We start from the raw sequence: 15,013 nt of genomic DNA, 5'->3' as shown, positions 1-15,013 counted from the left end.
AGATCTTAACACGTTTGTGACAGGTTCACGTCATGGGGCATTGGGCCCCCCTGCCCGGTGGGCCGGTGCTGCGGCACCATCCGGTTCCGGGTTTTTTCAGGTTTCATGTTGACGGCGCGGCGGCCGGGCAATAAAGTGAATACAGCCCGAGTCCTTTTTCTCACTTCCAGGTTTATGATTCCCGGATCGGATGCCGCGTTACCGTGTGACCCGGACATGTTGTCACGATTCAACGCTATCTCTAGAAAATCAAAATTTAACAGGAGGATCAAAAATGAAACGATTGGCGGTTGTCTGTTTGGCGGTCTCTCTGGTTATCACCTTTTCCCTGTCGTGCCAGGCCGAAACCCTCGAACTGCTGACCTGGTCGGGATACGCCCCCAAGGTGCTGATGGACAAATTCGAGAAAGAAACGGGAATCACGGTCAAGCCCACCTACTCCAACAACGAGGAGATCATTGCCAAGCTTCGTGCCACCCGCGGGGCGGGCTTTGATCTGGCCCAGCCCAGCCAGGACCGTATTTCGTCGGTCCAGAAAAAATACAGGCTGTACCAGCCCATCGATTTTGCCCGGGTGGATGCCGGCCAGATCGTTCCCTCCATGCTGGCGGCGGTCAAGAAAAACACCATGGTCGACGGCAAGAGCTACGCCCTTCCCCATGTATACGGCACGTCGGGGCTGATCGTGAACCGTAAATATGCGCCGGACGCCTCAGACTACAAGGACCTGCTCAACCCCGCCTATGCGGGGCGGGTCAGCTACCGCCTCAAACGACCCACCCTGATCGGTATTGCCTACTCCATGCAGCAGGACCCATTCGTGCTGTACGCCAATCCCAAGAGCTATAAGAAACTGATGGATCGGGTCGGTGCCAAACTGATCGGCGGCAAGGGGCTGGTAAAAAATTACTGGACCAACGGGGATGCCCTGTTGCAGTCCATGCGTTCGGAAGAGGTGTTCGTGGCCATGGCCTGGGACAACGGCGGGTGGAAGCTGCACGCCGAAAATCCGGACATCGACTTTGTGGCCCCCAAAAGCGGCGCCCTGGGCTGGATCGACACCTTCGCCATTCCTGCCAAGGCCAAAAACGTCGACGCGGCCTACCAATGGATCAATTTCATGATGAGGCCCGAAAACGCGGCGGTGTTCACCAATGCGGAAAAATACGGCACCGCCTCGGCCGGGGCCATCGACCATTACGACGCCGATGTCAAAGCCAATTTCCAGCGCTCCTTTTCCCAGGCCGATATCGACAACATCAAATGGTATCCGCCGGTGCCCGCCCGGCTGGAATCGATAGAGGGGTTGATTTTAGACAAGGTCAAGGCCGCCAATTAGTATCCACCCCGAGATGGCATCTTGCGGCCCCGGCCGGCGTTCTCACGTTTCCGCAACCGCAGGCGTAGCCGGGCTACGCCGAGGATTGCGGAAACGCTGCGGCCTTGGCCAGAACCCCAATCTACCATCTCTGAACGAATACGATGCAGAGGCGATCCCAACTATTTCTTTATTGCGAAGCGTCGGGTCGAATACCCCGTTGCTTGCGACTATATAATTGATTGCATCCTTTGCTGATACCCACTCCGCTTGAGGCGGGGAGAGGCATTTTTAAATGCTAAGAATATGGCCGTAGACCTTTCCGTAGAAAAAGTAACCAAGACGTTCGGCGACTTCACCGCGGTGAGCGACGTCTCCTTTGCGGTGGAAAAGGGGCGGTTCTTTTCCATCCTGGGTCCCTCGGGGTGTGGAAAGACCACGCTGTTGCGGATGATTGCCGGTTTCATCGAACCCACCGGGGGACGTATTCTCATCCGCGGCAGCGACATGGCGGGCCGTGCGCCCAACCGCCGGCCGGTCAACCTGATTTTTCAGCACCTGGCCCTTTTTCCCATGATGAACGTTGCCGGGAACATCGCCTTCGGACTCGAGCGGCGCAAGGAGAAAAAGCCCGACATCGATCGAAAGGTGGCGGAAATTTTGGAGCGGGTGGGGCTGCCGGGGTTCGGCAGCAAAAAGATCGACCAGCTGTCCGGCGGACAGAAACAACGGGTGGCCATTGCCCGCTGCCTGGTGCTGGATCCCGCCGTGCTGCTGCTGGACGAGCCCCTGGGCGCCCTGGATCTCAAGCTTCGCGAACAGATGAAGGTGGAACTGAAAAAGCTGCAGGTCCAGGTGGGCACCACCTTCATCTACATTACCCACGACCAGTCGGAGGCCCTGGTCATGTCCGACCACGTGGCCGTCATGAACAACGGCCGGTTCGAACAGGTGGACACCCCGCGCAACCTGTATGCCCATCCGAAGACGCCCTTCGTGGCCCGGTTCGTGGGGGACAACAACGCCTGGAAGGGGACCGTTCGCGATCAGCAGGAGGATCTGTGCCGGCTTGAAACCGCGGATGGCCAGATGTTTACCGCCGCTGGCGCACCGGATCTGGCGCCGGGCGCAACGGTGGCCTTTTTTATCCGCCCCGAGGCGATCATCATTGCACCGGAAGCCGGCGTGCAGCACTTCAACCGGCTGACCGTGACCATCAGGTCCATCCTTTTCGACGGGGCCAACAGCCGCCTGCTGGCCACGCCGGGCGACGGTGGTGAGGAACTGATGATCGCCCTTCCCCAGAACCGGCAATACGATCACCTGGCGGTCGGCGACCGTATCGACATCGGCTGGAATGCCCGTTCCGCCAGCTGCTTCAAGGTGTCATGAACAACCTTCGAACACGGATCACGCTTCCTTTCCTCATCTTCGTGACGCCGGTGCTGGTGTGGCTGTTTCTGCTCATCGTCCTGCCCCACATCGATCTGCTGCTGATGTCATTCCGCACCGAAGACGACTCCGGAACCATGGTGTGGAGCCTGGTCAACTATCTGAATTTTTTTGACGAACCGATATACTGGAGCACCTTTGCACGCACCGCCGTTTACGCCATCCTGGTCACCGGGATCACCTTTGCCGTGTCCCTGCCGGTGGCCTTTTATATTACCAAGGTGGTCTCGCCCCGATACAGCGGTTTTCTCAGCCTGCTGCTGCTGATGCCCTTCTGGGTCAGCGAGCTGGTGCGGGTTTACGGGTGGATGATCCTTTTGCGGGAAAGCGGCGTGGTCAACCATGCTCTGGTTAAACTCGGGTTGATGCAGCGCCCCGTGGAAATGCTCTACAATGATGTCACCATGGTCATGGGACTGGTCTACACCTCCATGCTCTTTATGGTGGTGCCGCTGATATCGGTGCTGGAAAGCCTGGACGACAGCCTCATCGAGGCGGCCTACGACCTGGGGGGCAATGTTTTCTCCATCGTCACGCGGATTATCATCCCCCATTCCATGCCGGGCATCGTTTCCGGGGGAATCGTGGTCTTCATGCTCACCCTGGGCAACTACCTGACCCCCAACCTGATCGGGGGCAAGAACTCGTTGTGGTTTACCGAGCAGATCTACAACCAGTTTATCGCCAGCTTCAACTGGAACCAGGGGGCGGCCTTCGGCTTTCTGTTGCTGGCGCTGTCCTCTACGATCGTCTGGATCGGGCTCAAGCTGACCCGCCAGAAGCTCAGCCAGGTGGTGCAATGATCCGGACACTTCCCAACACACGGTCCTACACCCTGGGATTCAAGCTCTATGTGGCCTTGTTTTTCGTGTTCCTTTTCGCCCCGTTGCTGATCACTTGTGTACTGGCCTTCAACGACTCCCAGTTTCCGGCGCTTCCCTGGAAAGGGTTCACCCTGGAATGGTTCGTCGCGGACCTGCCGGATCGGGTGGGGATTTTTAACGATTCGGTCAACCTTTCCGCCATCGGCGTGAGTTTCAAGGTGGCCTTCTGGGTCTCCATTTTATCGACGATCGTCGGCACCTGCGGCGCCTTTCTCTTCGAACAGGAGAGTTTTCGTTTCAAACAGGCCCTTTATTTTCTCATGCTGGCCCCCCTGGTGGTCCCCGGCGTGATCCTGGGCATTTCGATCCTGCTGTTCGCCAACACCCTGGGCATGTTTTTCGAAAACACCTTCAATCTGGACGTGCCCCTGTTCCGGCCCGGCTTCTGGCTGGTGGTCCTGGGTCAGTTTTCCTTCATCTCGACCCTGGTGACGCTGGTGGTGTCGGCGCGGCTCAAGAAATTCGACCGCAGCCTTGAAGAGGCGGCTCTGAACCTCGGCGCCACCCGGCTGCAGGTGATCTGGCACATCACGCTCAAATTCCTGCGTCCCGCCATCATTGGTGCCGGTGCCGTGGCCTTTTTGATGTCCTTCGAAAACTTCAACACGACCCTGTTCCTGGTGGGCTCCCAGTCCACCCTGCCCATCACCCTCTACCTGCAGGTTCGCGACGGCTCCACGCCCGTCATCAACGCCATCTCCTTTTTGCTCATCGTGGGCACCTCCATGCTGGCGCTGATCAATTTATCGTTCAGCCGGAAAAAGGAATAGGACCAGGCTATCTGGCCGTATCCAGGATCGGAGATCCGGTGGCCTGCCGGTAGCCGGCGGCCGGGTTGTCCATCATGCGCCGCTCGACGGTGCTGCCGCTGAACAGGATGACGCTCAAAACGATCAGGAAGACGGCGGTCAACAATCCGTTCGGTGAAAAAAAGTGGATGACGGTTTCCTCGAGTCTGGCGGCGACCGATTCAAAACGGGTTCCCATTTTTCACCTCCTTCTTGAAACAATTGATCTGAAAAAGTGCCTGTGTGCCGGTTGCTCCGGTTTCTGAAGCGGCATCGGACCCTGCCGCATGGCAAGCGGCGCCGGGAACACCCGTTTCGGGTGCGGGCTGTGCGATCCCCGCCCGGGCCGTTGATATTCAGTATAGATTATTCCAAGAAATATTGAAATAAAATAATTTGAATCCAATTTATCGATTAAATTTCAATTATGCGTTCAGGCTAAAGCGAGGCCGGGCAGGACTCGACCGGCCTGATGGCGGGGCTAAAAGGATCGGGCGGCAATGATTTTGGCCAGCAGCGTTTCGAAATCGCGGCCGGTATAGTATCGGCACCGCTGGCAAAACGGGTCGCTCATGTGTCCTGGCTGCCTGCAGGTGGTTCTGGAATAGCGCACGGCCTGATCCAAATCGAATCCCTTTTTTCTGGCCCACCGGACACAAAAACCGAAGTAATCATCCGTACTCACCGTATGCACGATCACCGTATCCCATGCGGGGATGACGACGATATGCTGTCCCGCCCAGCCGCTGGCGATAAACGACCCCGCGGGGAGTCCCATGGATCGTGCTTTCCGGTCGCAGGGGACCCACCACAGATAACCATGACCGCTGCCAAGTCCGCTGTTGTGGGTGGGCGTGTAATCCGCAGTGATGCGTTCGACCCAGGCGGCCGGAATGATCTGTCGCCCCTGCCACATCCCTTTGTCCAGATAGACCTGCCCGAACCTGGCCAGGTCGCGCGCAGACATCCGGAAACCGGCCTTGGCGTGCATGGAAAGGGCTTCCTTTTTCAAATAGAATACCGATGATTCGTCAAAATCCTGCATGCCCAGCGGCTGGGCGATGCCTTTCAGAAAAGCATGGCCGACACGCAGCCCGGTGGTCTGTTCAAAAATGGTGGTCAGGGCATTGTAGTCCCAATTGTTATAGGCCCAGATCGTACCCGGTTCATTGGGCGCGGTGCCCAATCGTCGCGCCTTTTGCCGGGTCATGGAAGGAATTTCCCCGGCCGCGTCATGGTTTATGCCGGATGTACTCTTCACCAGGTGCAAAACGGTGGCCTGCTTCTGCAAAGGGGTCAAGGGCCCGGGGCGGTCGTCAATGCCCAGTTCTTCCAATGTGGCCCCCAGATCGACCTGTCCGGGGCCGGAACCCGCGTGCTGACCGACCAGTGCCCCCAGCAGTGCTTTGCGGACCGAGTGCACCCGGTGGGGCGTGGTAAGGTCTCCTCGGGAGCGAATGATTTTACCGTGGGTCATAACGATCAGCGAACAGCTTCCATAGCGTTCGGCAAGCCGAAAAGCGTCGTCGAGCCTGTCCGGGTTCCATCCGGCTGTCGGGACGGTGGGCGCCGTCGCCCCTGTCTCCGGAAGGCGGCCCGGGGCCGCGCATCCAGCCAGCAGGCACACAAAGACCACCCAATGGACCCATCGTTCCAAAGCGTTCATGGCCGGTACCCTTTAGAACGGGAAAATGGCAGGCTGGCCGACGATTTTCCACATTGTAAACAATGCTGACGATCATTGCCCCGCCTAATCGCCCATAAACTTCTATTTGTCAGTCTTTTCATGTTGTTATGGTTTGGCCTGGTTTGTGCTTTATTGAAGGAAAACCCCTAAACCCATCAACATTCCGGAATGTCCCGCAGCAGCGGGTGACTTCCCCATGGAAAGGAGGGTTCATCATGGCTATTGACGAGGTAAGAATCGGCCTGAAAGATCGCTTGGACGATTTTATCAAACTTGCCGGATCCGGCCAACCCGTCCGGCTTGATATCAAGATATACGAAGACATCGTCAAGCGCGTCACCCGGTCGGAGTCAACGGACGACATCGATGTCGAAACGGACATGTCCCTGCTCATGGCGAGTTTTCAGGATGCCTCCGGTGTCCCGGACGGACCGGATACGGTCTCCAAAGTCTATGCGATCGGTCCCATCAACGAAAGCGAAGTCGATGCGAAAACCACACGCCATGTCGCCAATCAGCGCCTTAAAATGGATTATGCCCGGTTGAAGGAAGCCGGCATTACTTTCGGGGAAGTGTATTTCTAACGCCCGTTCGGGCAATGGTCCGGCCCGGCATCGTGGACGGCGCCCCCTGCGCCCTGCGCCCTGCGGGAACGCGCCCCGGTCTACTCTTTTTCGGACGCTTTGTGGATGTCGATGATCCGGGTGTTGCCGGCATAGTCCTTGGTTTCGTAGCGGGTGACGCCCTGCAGCTTGTCGGTAATGTCGCGCATGCGGTCGATCTGGGCGGTGAGGTTGTCGACATAGGGCCGGGCATCGTGACCCTCCAGCTGCATGGCCATCAGTTCGGTGTAGCCGGAGAGGGCCTGCAGGGGCTGGTTGAGCTCGTGGCAGACCGCACCGGCGGTCTCCAATACCCCCTCCAGACGCTCTTTCTGAATGCGGTTCCGGGCGGCACGGTTTTTTTCGGTCAGGTCTGAAAGGACGGCCACGCTGCCGTCGGGTTTGTCATGGCCGTCCAGTACCGGGGCCAGGTTGAAAAGAAAATCCCGCCGCACACCGTCCGCGCACTGCACCGGCGATTCGAAGGCGTGAAAGCCGGCCTTGTCAGCCATCTTGTGCTCTTCTCGCTGGTAGGCGGCGGCCAGGTCGGCGGGGATCCGGTCGGGCAGTTCCTGGGGCCGTTTGCCCACGATGCGGTCCCGGGTCAGGCCGACTATTTTTTTGGCGAAGACCTTGTTGCATCCCTGGTAGACGCCTTTGGCGTCCTTGAAATAGATGGGGTTGGGGATGGTGTTCATCAAGGTGTCCATCAACTGCAGAAAGTTGCGCAGTTTCTCTTCCGTCTGCTCCCACCTGGCCTTGTCTTCCGCGTAGGATGCTTCCCGTTCGTGGGTGTGCTGATTGATCTCCAGCAGGGATTGTTTCAATTTGTGCACCCGTTTACGCTGACGCCGCAATTGATATCCTCCCCATGCACCGGCGGCCGATGCCAGCACCAGCAGAATCCAGAATTCGATGGTCATGAATGGGTTTCTCCATTTTTTTGGCTGAAGGCCCGGGGCGTCATCACGAAAATCTCCTTAAAATCCTTATAAAACGACGATAGCGAGTCGTATCCGCATGACAGGGCTATTTCCGTGATGGTCTTCGATGCGCCCTTCCTCAACAGCTTCAGCGATGCCTGGAAAATCCGGTACAGCCTCAGGTATTCAAAAATGGTGATGCCTATATCTTCCTTGAACACCCGTGACAGATGCCTTTCAGAGTAGTGCAACGCATTCGTAAAGTCGGACAGTGTGAGTTTGCTCTGAAACCGGCTGGCGATAAATGCCGTGATTCTCAGATTGGCAGGATTCCGGGGCACCGGAATGCGAGCCAGGTGAGACCGGTGGTGAATCTCCGTTTCCATTAATTTAAGCAGCAGTTTCAGGCATTGACCGTCCAGGTCTTCCGGGTCGGCGCCCTGCGGGGCCATTAAACTGCTGATTCGGTCAAACAGGGCCGCCCCGAGATCGCTCATATCAAAAATCACAATGTCGCTGATGTTCCGGCGGAACATGGCTTCGTCAAGATAGATCGATTTGTAGTAAACGGCTTCTCCCAGGGGCGTGGACCGGTGCGGGAGTCCGGCCGGAATAAAGGCTGTCATGTTGCTGAACAGCGGTTGCTGGCGGTCTTTTTCAACCAGCAGGGTGATGCCGGTACGGATTTTCATAATCTGGTGGCAGGCATGATGGGCCAGGTTTTTCGTCGAGTGGGACCTGAGCGTGCCTTCAAGGACAAACGCCGGGGGCCGGTTTGATTCTAAAGGAATGTCGGTCAATTGACTGGTTATGTCCATATTTGAGAATAAATTGTCATTTATGCGGATGCAAGAACTTTATGTCTTCTGTAGTATGGATTTCAAGGCGGTGATTCCATCTGACCCGTATTGAAGGCGCACGCCGCTCACCCGGTCACCTGCATCCAGCCCGAATACGCCCTGTTTACCCGGGATGTAGAAGCCGGACTGCTGCCGGTGCTGCGCCAGAACGGCATCGGTTTTGTTTCCTACAGCCCCCTTGGCAGGGGACTGCGCGCCGGAAAGCTGACGCGAGAATCCATTCAGGATGATGAGGATTTCCGGCGCCTGCTTTCCTGAACCTCCGAAGCGAGCTGCAACGGGAACATGCGTCTGGTCGGTCGGCTGGAAACGATCGCCGGTGCCAGAAACATCACCCTTTCCCGGCTGGCGCTGGCGTGGTTGCTCCACCAGGGCGATGATATCGTTCCCATCCCGGGTTCCGGCAATATCCGCTATCTTATGGATAATATCGAATCGGTGAACTGTTGGCTTGACCATGAAGAGATAGAACAGACAGACGCCATTTTCTGCCCGGGTGCGGTCAAGGAAGAGAGATATACCCGAAAGGGGATGAACGGGGTGAACGTATAGCGCTGCAGCTACAGGGCAACGCCGCCAGGGATGAGCATGTCCCTGTGGACAGGATCCGTGAACCCATTTTCATCCATTAAAGGTTCGCCGCGTTTCCTTGAAATGCTCTTCAGGGACCCTGGACCGTTTGTCAAACCTTTGCAAATCGAACCTATAGCCGGTTTCGACCCCAAAACGGCGCACACGCCAATCGAAATAAAAATGTTTCGCCCGCAAAAATATTATGCATGCACTTCTTTGCATCCCGTAACCGTGGCTCCCATTAAAAAGATCGGTCGAAATGAAAGACATTTCCTTGGATGCAGACGGCATGCGGCTATTTCAAGCCTATCCATCAATGCCCAATTTGCCCGATATCTGCGTTGCGCTCAACATGTTATTGCTGGAATATCAACCATATGCCTGCGGAAATTTTTTTGTGCGCCCGGATCTCGCCCCGATTCGCCTATTTCTGGACGGACATCGTTTGTAAGGAGAAGCCTCAGCACGAAAGGCTATCAATTTCGTGCTGAGGCAGATGGAGGGAGGTACTGTAGAACGGAAGTCGTAAGTTACCGTTAATCTATACAAACGACGTGCCAATATTTTATTGAGCGGTCATTTTCTGAAAATGACCGTTTGTGGAAGGGGACTAACAGGTCCCGTCGGTCAGGCACGGTAATGCCATCGCTTTTTGTAACTCCACCCCCGAGGCGTTTCCGCCGCTCATCTGGACCGCCACTTTTTTGCCGGCCAGCCGATCGCGGATTTTAAAAGCGGCCCGCAGGCAGGCTGAACCGGCGCCTTCGGTGAGGTTGCGGGTGTGGTGGGCGGCCAGGGCGATGCCCTCGTAAAGTTCCGATTCTGAAAGCAGCACGAAGTCCGCCAGGGCCTCTTTGTAGAGTGCAAAGGGAACCGGGTAGGCCGTGCCGGTGGCCATCCCGCCGGCAAAGGTGCTGTTGGGGGCGGTGACAATTTCCCCGGCCTTCCAGGAGAGGTAGGCCGCCTGCGACGCTTCGGCCTGAACGGCGATGATCTCGATTTGCGGGCGGATCTGCTTGAGCACGGTGATGGCCGCCGCGGCTTCGCTGCCCGCGCCGATGGGGATGATCATCACATCCAGGTCCGGCACCCGCTCGACGATTTCGAGAAATTCGGTGGCCACCCCGTGGATCAGGTGGGGCTCGTTGGCCGGATGGACGAAATAGAGCCCCCGCTCCTCCACCAGTTGCGCCACTTTTTGCCCTGCCGCCTCGAAGTCCCTTCCATGCTCGATCAGTTCGGCCCCGGCATCCCGGATGGCCTGGACTTTTAAAGGGTTCGACCCTTCCGGCACCACCACGGTGGCCGTCAGACCGAACAGGCGGGCACTGGCGGCCACGGAGGTGCCGTGGTTGCCCGTGGAATAGGTGGTCACCCCGGATATCCCCCGGCCGGCCAGGTGGTGCATGAGGTTGATGCCGCCCCGGATCTTAAAGGTGCCGGTGGGGTTGTGGTTCTCGTGCTTGATATAGAGCTGCGCCCCGATGCGGCGGTCCAGGCGGGGATACTGCCTGAGGGGCGTCGGCGACAGGTGGGGCCGGAGGGTTTCCCGGGCGCCCAGGGCATGGGCCAGCGACAGTCGTTCCTGATCGGTGCTCATGGTGGCGGCTCCTTTTTCGGGTTCGTGCCCATCCCCGTTTATTACGGGCATGAGGTTAGAGGGCTCTCCATCCTTTCCGCCCGGATCATAAACCGGATGGGGTGCAGGTAACAGATACAGGAACGCAAAAATTCAACCATAACAGATGCGTCCATGAGAACGCCTGCGCTTCTGTCGGCGAAAATTTTCAAGGTGTCTGTCGGGATCGAGCCGTTCCTCTTGCTGGTGAGGACGTGCTTCTCATCGCCTGCCCCCGGTTGGGGCGGTATTCGAAGGTCGCTCTGACAATCCCGTGATCCGAGGTGCCGTCGGCCCGGTGGTGGTCGTGGTTGAGGTGGTCGTTGAAGATCTGCATGCCCGTAAAGGCCCAGATCCGCTTTTTGGCGGAATTGTAGAATTCCTGGGAAACGAGAATATGGTCCAGCGATTCGCGCTGGTTCTGGTGGATGCGGGTGTAGTAGACGTCCCGGAGGCTGCGGTATTCCTGCAGGGTGCCCACGGTGTAAAGGTCCACGTCGCTTCCCCCCTGGTCGAGGCCGACCAGGTAGTTCGGCTGTCCGGTGACCACGTTCAGGGTGTTGCTCATCTGCGCGTCGTTCATGTCGCCAAGGATCACCACGGGGGTGTCGGTGCCTTTCATCAGGTCGACCAGTATCATGCGCAGGGCAGCCGCCTCCGCGGTTCGCCGGATGGTGGAGATCGCCTGCGGTTTCCCTCCCTATAACTGATTATTGGGCCGAGATGTTTATACTCTCGATGAGTGATCCAAACATATCAACGCTCATGGTTCATGGTCTAACGTTGCGGTCAAAATAAGGAGAATACAATTGAGAATCAACAGAATAGATTGTATTGGCTTGATGATCGCAACCCCGTCTGTCACCTCGCTCCAGTTATTGTTTTTCCCGCCGGCGAAAGGCGGCATTGACGGCCAGGCGTTCCAGTGAGAGCGCAATCACGTCTTTCAGGCGGGAATGCGTCTGCAGCAAGCCGCTGCAATATGCCCGGGTGCGCTCCGGGTCCAGCAGGCCGGGCCCGGGCACGAAAGCGGCCACCACCCGTTCGAACAGCAGGGGATGCATCCCTGCGATTTGCGAAAAATGGTCTTCGAACCAGGGCCACAGGCGGTCGACCGCTGCCGGGTTTCCGGCCGCCGCCACCAGGGGCATGAACCGAATACGATCCGGTACGTTCTCCAGGGTGTACGCCAGCGCTTTTTCCAGCAGGGGCCATTGACCGAACGCGCCCAGCGCACCGACCAGGGTCATGCGTTCATGCTCGACCCCGCTGGCCGCCAACCGCTGGACCATGGCATCCAGGGCCGGCCGGTCGCCCGAAACGGCACCGGCGACCACCACGCCCTTGAAGATGTCGGGGGCGATGGCGGAACCGCTAACAAACGCCTCGAAATGATCGGCAAGGAAGGCGAGAACGTCCGGGTTGCCGATCAAGGCGCCGTGGACCAGAAGCTGGTCGCGCAGCATGGCCGTGGTCTGGGATTCGCCCGGTTCGGGCAGGCGTCCGATCGCCTCAAGGGCGGCGTTCGTCAATGCGGTGGCCGTGTGGGCGATGCGGGCGCGGATGTCGCCCCGCAGCACCAGAAAGGCCTCGAAGAGGTGGCTGTCCAGGCTGGAAAGGGGCAGGTAGGAGCGCTCTCCGCTATAGTTGACGGCCATGTCCAGCAGGGTCGCCATGGACGCACGGCCGGATTTGACCAGCGCAAAAAGGTCGTTTTGCAGGCCCCAGCGGTCCATGGGCACAAGCTGCTGCTGCCTGACCATATCCCCCAGGCGGGCCAGGTTTTGCGCGTCGGTGTAGCAGACGTGGTAAAACCCGGCCTGATCGGGGTTGATCTTGTATGTGGCGGTGTCCGCCGGCAGGGGGATGTCGGCCTGTTCGTTTTCCATCAGGACCGTCCGGGTGGTTGTCGAGCCGTCCGGGCCATAGGCGACCACCGATACCGGTATCAGCCATGTCTGGGCCGCATCGTCGGGCAGGTAGGTGAAGCGTTGCTGGCGAAGGGTCAGGGTGTGGTTGTCGCGCTGGGCGGTGATCACGGGAAAACCCGGCTGGGTGACCCAGTTGCGCATCAATTCGTCCACCGGCATGCCGGAAGCGGCCGACAGGGATTCCCACAGGTGGTGGCTCGCGGCGCAGCCATAGGCAAAATCCGTCAGATAGCGCCGGAGTCCCGCCTGGAAATGGGCGGGGCCGATCCAGGCTTCCAGCTGCCGCAGGATACTGCCCCCCTTGCTGTAGATGATCGGGGCCGTGCTGGTGGTGATGGCCACCTGGGCGTCCCCCGGCATTTCAATGGCAAAGGTTTCCTGCAGCGCGTCACGGGCCAGCGCCGTTTCGGTCTGGCTTCTGATAAACTGGTGCCAGATTTCCCAGTCGGGGTAGCGGTGATCCACCATGCCGAAACCGAAATAGGTGGCAAAGCTTTCGTTCAGCCACAGGTATTTCCACTGTGCGGGGGTCACCAGGTTGCCGAACCATTGATGGGTGATTTCATGGGCGATGACCTCGCAGATGCGGGCCTGGGCTTCCCGCGAGGTCACGCCGGGTACGTTGAGCAGCAGGTTCTCGCGAAAGGTGATCGCCCCCCAGTTTTCCATGGCCCCGAAGGCAAAATCGGGAACGGCGATCAGATCCATCTTGGACAGCGGATAGTCGATGGCATAGTAGGCTTCGCCGTAGGCCAGGGCCTGGCGGCCGAATTCGCGGCCGAAGGCGGTCTGGTCCCCCATCCCCGGCAGACAGACGGCCCTTACCCGGGGATCGACGCCATCCTCGTGAATTTCGAACGGGCCCACGCCGAAAAACAGCAGGTAGGTGGACATTTCGGGCGTCGGGTCGAAGGTGACCCGACGCCTCCCGTCGTCGAGTTCGGTGATCGTGCGGACGTCGGTATTGGAAATGGCCGTCAGGGCAGGGTCGATTACCATTTCTACGGCAAAGACCGCCTTTTTCGCAGGGTGGTCCAGACAGGGAAAGGCCCGCCGGGCGTCGCTTTCCTGAAACTGGGTGACGGCGATATGGTCCGGGGGCGTGCCCGCTTTGATGCGGCTGCGGTAGAAGCCGGCCATGCGGTCGTTGATTTTACCGGTATAGTCGATGGTCAACCGAATGGGGCCGGACATTCGCCGGGGCAGATGGAGGGTCAACCGCTGGTTGGCCGGGTCTACGGAAAACGGGCATTCCACCGGGGCCCCATCGGATTCGTCCGGTTCAATCCGGCACCCCCAGACGGCCAGCTCGGCACAGTCGAGATCGACGGTGCCGGTGGGCTGGTCGGCAGTGGCCCGCAGGGTCATCCGGCCGTCAAAGGTAAAGCGCTCAAGATCGGGCTCGATGGCGAGCCGGTAGTGTTGGGGTGTGATGGGAACAGTCATGCAGACCTCCGGTGTCAGGCGTGACAGCGTGTGCCGGTGGAACAGGGTTAAAAGAAGCGGGGCATCATAAACCGTACAATCGTATACACCACGCCGGTGAGGATAAATATACCGGTGGATACACTATGGAGCCAGAATGGCGTGCCGATCCGGCCGGTTTGTCGCCGGGTCTGCGCCATATAGGTTTTATACCACACCATGATGTTCGGCGCCTTCGCGTTGCGATCGGCAAGGCCACGGTCGAACAGGTAGCTTGCGATGACCGAAAAGGATCCGGCAGCGATAACTGCCGCCACCGCCATGACCCCCCCAATTATGTAATCTGACGCCTGCAAGGCCATACCTGAACCACCCCTGAATTTTTACCAGACAGAGAACCCGCGAAACGAAGCCGTCAGTTCCTGAATTTAAAGCCGCCCGTGTCCTTGATGGCATAGCCCCTGCCGGCTAAACCGTTTTTTTCATCGGCCCGGTATTTTTCGGCAATGGCCTGTGAACGGTAGGCCACCCGGGCGCTGGTGACATAGTCGGCTGTATTCAGGCCCTTTCCGGAAAGATAGTTTTGAAATTGCCCTTCCATTTTGCGGATCAGTTCAATGTCGGCCACAAATTCTTCTTCGCTGTATGTCGCCCCCGATACCTTGGCGACAAACACCGGGGTGATGTAAGCGGTTTTCTCACGCAGGCCGTAACTCACGATGTAGCAATAGCCTTTTTCCTTTGCCCAGCAGGATGGTGCGCTGAAGACGATTGCCAGCGCGATGATGATCGACAGCTTCAGACCGGTTCGTTTCATGTGCAGCCCCCTTGTTGACACCGATTGCGTCTCACCCCGCGAGCACCATGGGCAAACCCCGCGGGGTCATGGTTGGTAGGGTGTTTCAGGCGTTGTGGGATGGCGGTGCGACGCCAGGATGCGAAAGCCGCAAAT

General features: G+C 58.3%; 17 protein-coding genes. 8 read left to right on the top strand and 9 right to left on the bottom strand.

Features of this window, described 5'->3' with window-relative positions; genetic code table 11:
• Positions 1-274: 274 nt before the first annotated feature.
• The 4 genes from DSCA_RS19800 to DSCA_RS19785 all read left to right on the top strand — a co-directional run bounded on the left by DSCA_RS19800 (position 275) and on the right by DSCA_RS19785 (position 4,424).
• Positions 275-1,339 carry an extracellular solute-binding protein gene (locus tag DSCA_RS19800; protein ID WP_155318071.1) on the top strand — a complete coding sequence of 355 codons (1,065 nt, stop codon included), beginning with the start codon at positions 275-277 and terminating at the stop codon, positions 1,337-1,339.
• A gap of 285 nt (positions 1,340-1,624) precedes the next feature.
• A complete protein-coding gene (locus DSCA_RS19795; protein ID WP_155318070.1) occupies positions 1,625-2,710 on the top strand; it encodes an ABC transporter ATP-binding protein in 1,086 nt (361 codons plus the stop codon).
• Complete coding sequence (locus tag DSCA_RS19790) at positions 2,707-3,573, top strand: ABC transporter permease (protein ID WP_155318069.1); 867 nt, start codon at positions 2,707-2,709, stop codon at positions 3,571-3,573. The genes DSCA_RS19795 and DSCA_RS19790 overlap by 4 nt, the downstream gene beginning before the upstream one ends.
• Positions 3,570-4,424 (top strand): ABC transporter permease, encoded by an 855-nt coding sequence (locus DSCA_RS19785; RefSeq protein ID WP_155318068.1) that lies wholly within the window; start codon positions 3,570-3,572, stop codon positions 4,422-4,424. The genes DSCA_RS19790 and DSCA_RS19785 overlap by 4 nt, the downstream gene beginning before the upstream one ends.
• Before the next feature lie 7 nt (positions 4,425-4,431).
• Here DSCA_RS19785 and DSCA_RS19780 read toward each other — a convergent pair whose 3' ends face one another.
• Positions 4,432-4,641, bottom strand: a complete 210-nt coding sequence (locus tag DSCA_RS19780) for a hypothetical protein (protein WP_155318067.1) — start codon at positions 4,639-4,641, stop codon at positions 4,432-4,434.
• Positions 4,642-4,923: 282 nt separating this feature from the next.
• On the bottom strand, positions 4,924-6,108 hold the full coding sequence (locus DSCA_RS19775) for a serine hydrolase domain-containing protein (RefSeq protein WP_155318066.1): 1,185 nt from the start codon (positions 6,106-6,108) through the stop codon (positions 4,924-4,926).
• A 236-nt stretch (positions 6,109-6,344) separates the two neighbouring features.
• Between DSCA_RS19775 and DSCA_RS19770 the strand changes: the two genes are divergently transcribed.
• Entirely contained in the window at positions 6,345-6,713 is a 369-nt protein-coding gene (locus DSCA_RS19770; protein ID WP_155318065.1) for a hypothetical protein, read from the top strand.
• Between the two features lie 80 nt (positions 6,714-6,793).
• Here the strand turns inward: DSCA_RS19770 and DSCA_RS19765 are convergent, their stop codons facing one another.
• Positions 6,794-7,654 (bottom strand): PAS domain-containing protein, encoded by an 861-nt coding sequence (locus DSCA_RS19765; protein WP_155318064.1) that lies wholly within the window; start codon positions 7,652-7,654, stop codon positions 6,794-6,796.
• A complete protein-coding gene (locus DSCA_RS19760; protein ID WP_167527875.1) occupies positions 7,651-8,346 on the bottom strand; it encodes an AraC family transcriptional regulator in 696 nt (231 codons plus the stop codon). The genes DSCA_RS19765 and DSCA_RS19760 overlap by 4 nt, the downstream gene beginning before the upstream one ends.
• Before the next feature lie 216 nt (positions 8,347-8,562).
• Between DSCA_RS19760 and DSCA_RS19755 the strand changes: the two genes are divergently transcribed.
• The 3 genes from DSCA_RS19755 (at position 8,563) to DSCA_RS19745 (ending at position 9,538) form a co-directional block, all read left to right on the top strand.
• Complete coding sequence (locus DSCA_RS19755; RefSeq protein ID WP_155318062.1) at positions 8,563-8,772, top strand: aldo/keto reductase; 210 nt, start codon at positions 8,563-8,565, stop codon at positions 8,770-8,772.
• Between the two features lie 27 nt (positions 8,773-8,799).
• Positions 8,800-9,066: an aldo/keto reductase gene (locus DSCA_RS19750; protein ID WP_155318061.1), complete on the top strand. Its 267-nt coding sequence runs from the start codon at positions 8,800-8,802 to the stop codon at positions 9,064-9,066.
• 280 nt (positions 9,067-9,346) lie between these two features.
• The gene (locus DSCA_RS19745) at positions 9,347-9,538 is read left to right on the top strand and encodes a hypothetical protein (RefSeq protein WP_155318060.1); all 192 of its coding nucleotides are present in this window, start codon (positions 9,347-9,349) and stop codon (positions 9,536-9,538) included.
• A 159-nt stretch (positions 9,539-9,697) separates the two neighbouring features.
• On the opposite strand, the gene DSCA_RS19740 is transcribed toward DSCA_RS19745, so the two are convergent.
• From DSCA_RS19740 to DSCA_RS19720, 5 genes are all read right to left on the bottom strand, one after another.
• The gene (locus tag DSCA_RS19740; RefSeq protein ID WP_155318059.1) at positions 9,698-10,687 is read right to left on the bottom strand and encodes a threonine ammonia-lyase; all 990 of its coding nucleotides are present in this window, start codon (positions 10,685-10,687) and stop codon (positions 9,698-9,700) included.
• A gap of 187 nt (positions 10,688-10,874) precedes the next feature.
• Positions 10,875-11,378, bottom strand: a complete 504-nt coding sequence (locus DSCA_RS19735) for an endonuclease/exonuclease/phosphatase family protein (RefSeq protein ID WP_331457169.1) — start codon at positions 11,376-11,378, stop codon at positions 10,875-10,877.
• 202 nt (positions 11,379-11,580) lie between these two features.
• Positions 11,581-14,082: a M1 family metallopeptidase gene (locus DSCA_RS19730; protein WP_155318058.1), complete on the bottom strand. Its 2,502-nt coding sequence runs from the start codon at positions 14,080-14,082 to the stop codon at positions 11,581-11,583.
• Between the two features lie 47 nt (positions 14,083-14,129).
• Positions 14,130-14,384, bottom strand: coding sequence for a hypothetical protein (locus tag DSCA_RS19725; protein ID WP_155318057.1), 255 nt, complete (start codon positions 14,382-14,384; stop codon positions 14,130-14,132).
• A 92-nt stretch (positions 14,385-14,476) separates the two neighbouring features.
• Positions 14,477-14,878, bottom strand: coding sequence for a hypothetical protein (locus tag DSCA_RS19720; RefSeq protein WP_155318056.1), 402 nt, complete (start codon positions 14,876-14,878; stop codon positions 14,477-14,479).
• Between the last annotated feature and the right edge of the window lie 135 nt (positions 14,879-15,013).

The sequence above is a fragment of the Desulfosarcina alkanivorans genome (genome assembly GCF_009688945.1).
In the GTDB taxonomy this organism is placed as follows: Bacteria; Desulfobacterota; Desulfobacteria; order Desulfobacterales; family Desulfosarcinaceae; genus Desulfosarcina; species Desulfosarcina alkanivorans.
This window is presented reverse-complemented; position numbering and strand designations above follow the sequence as displayed.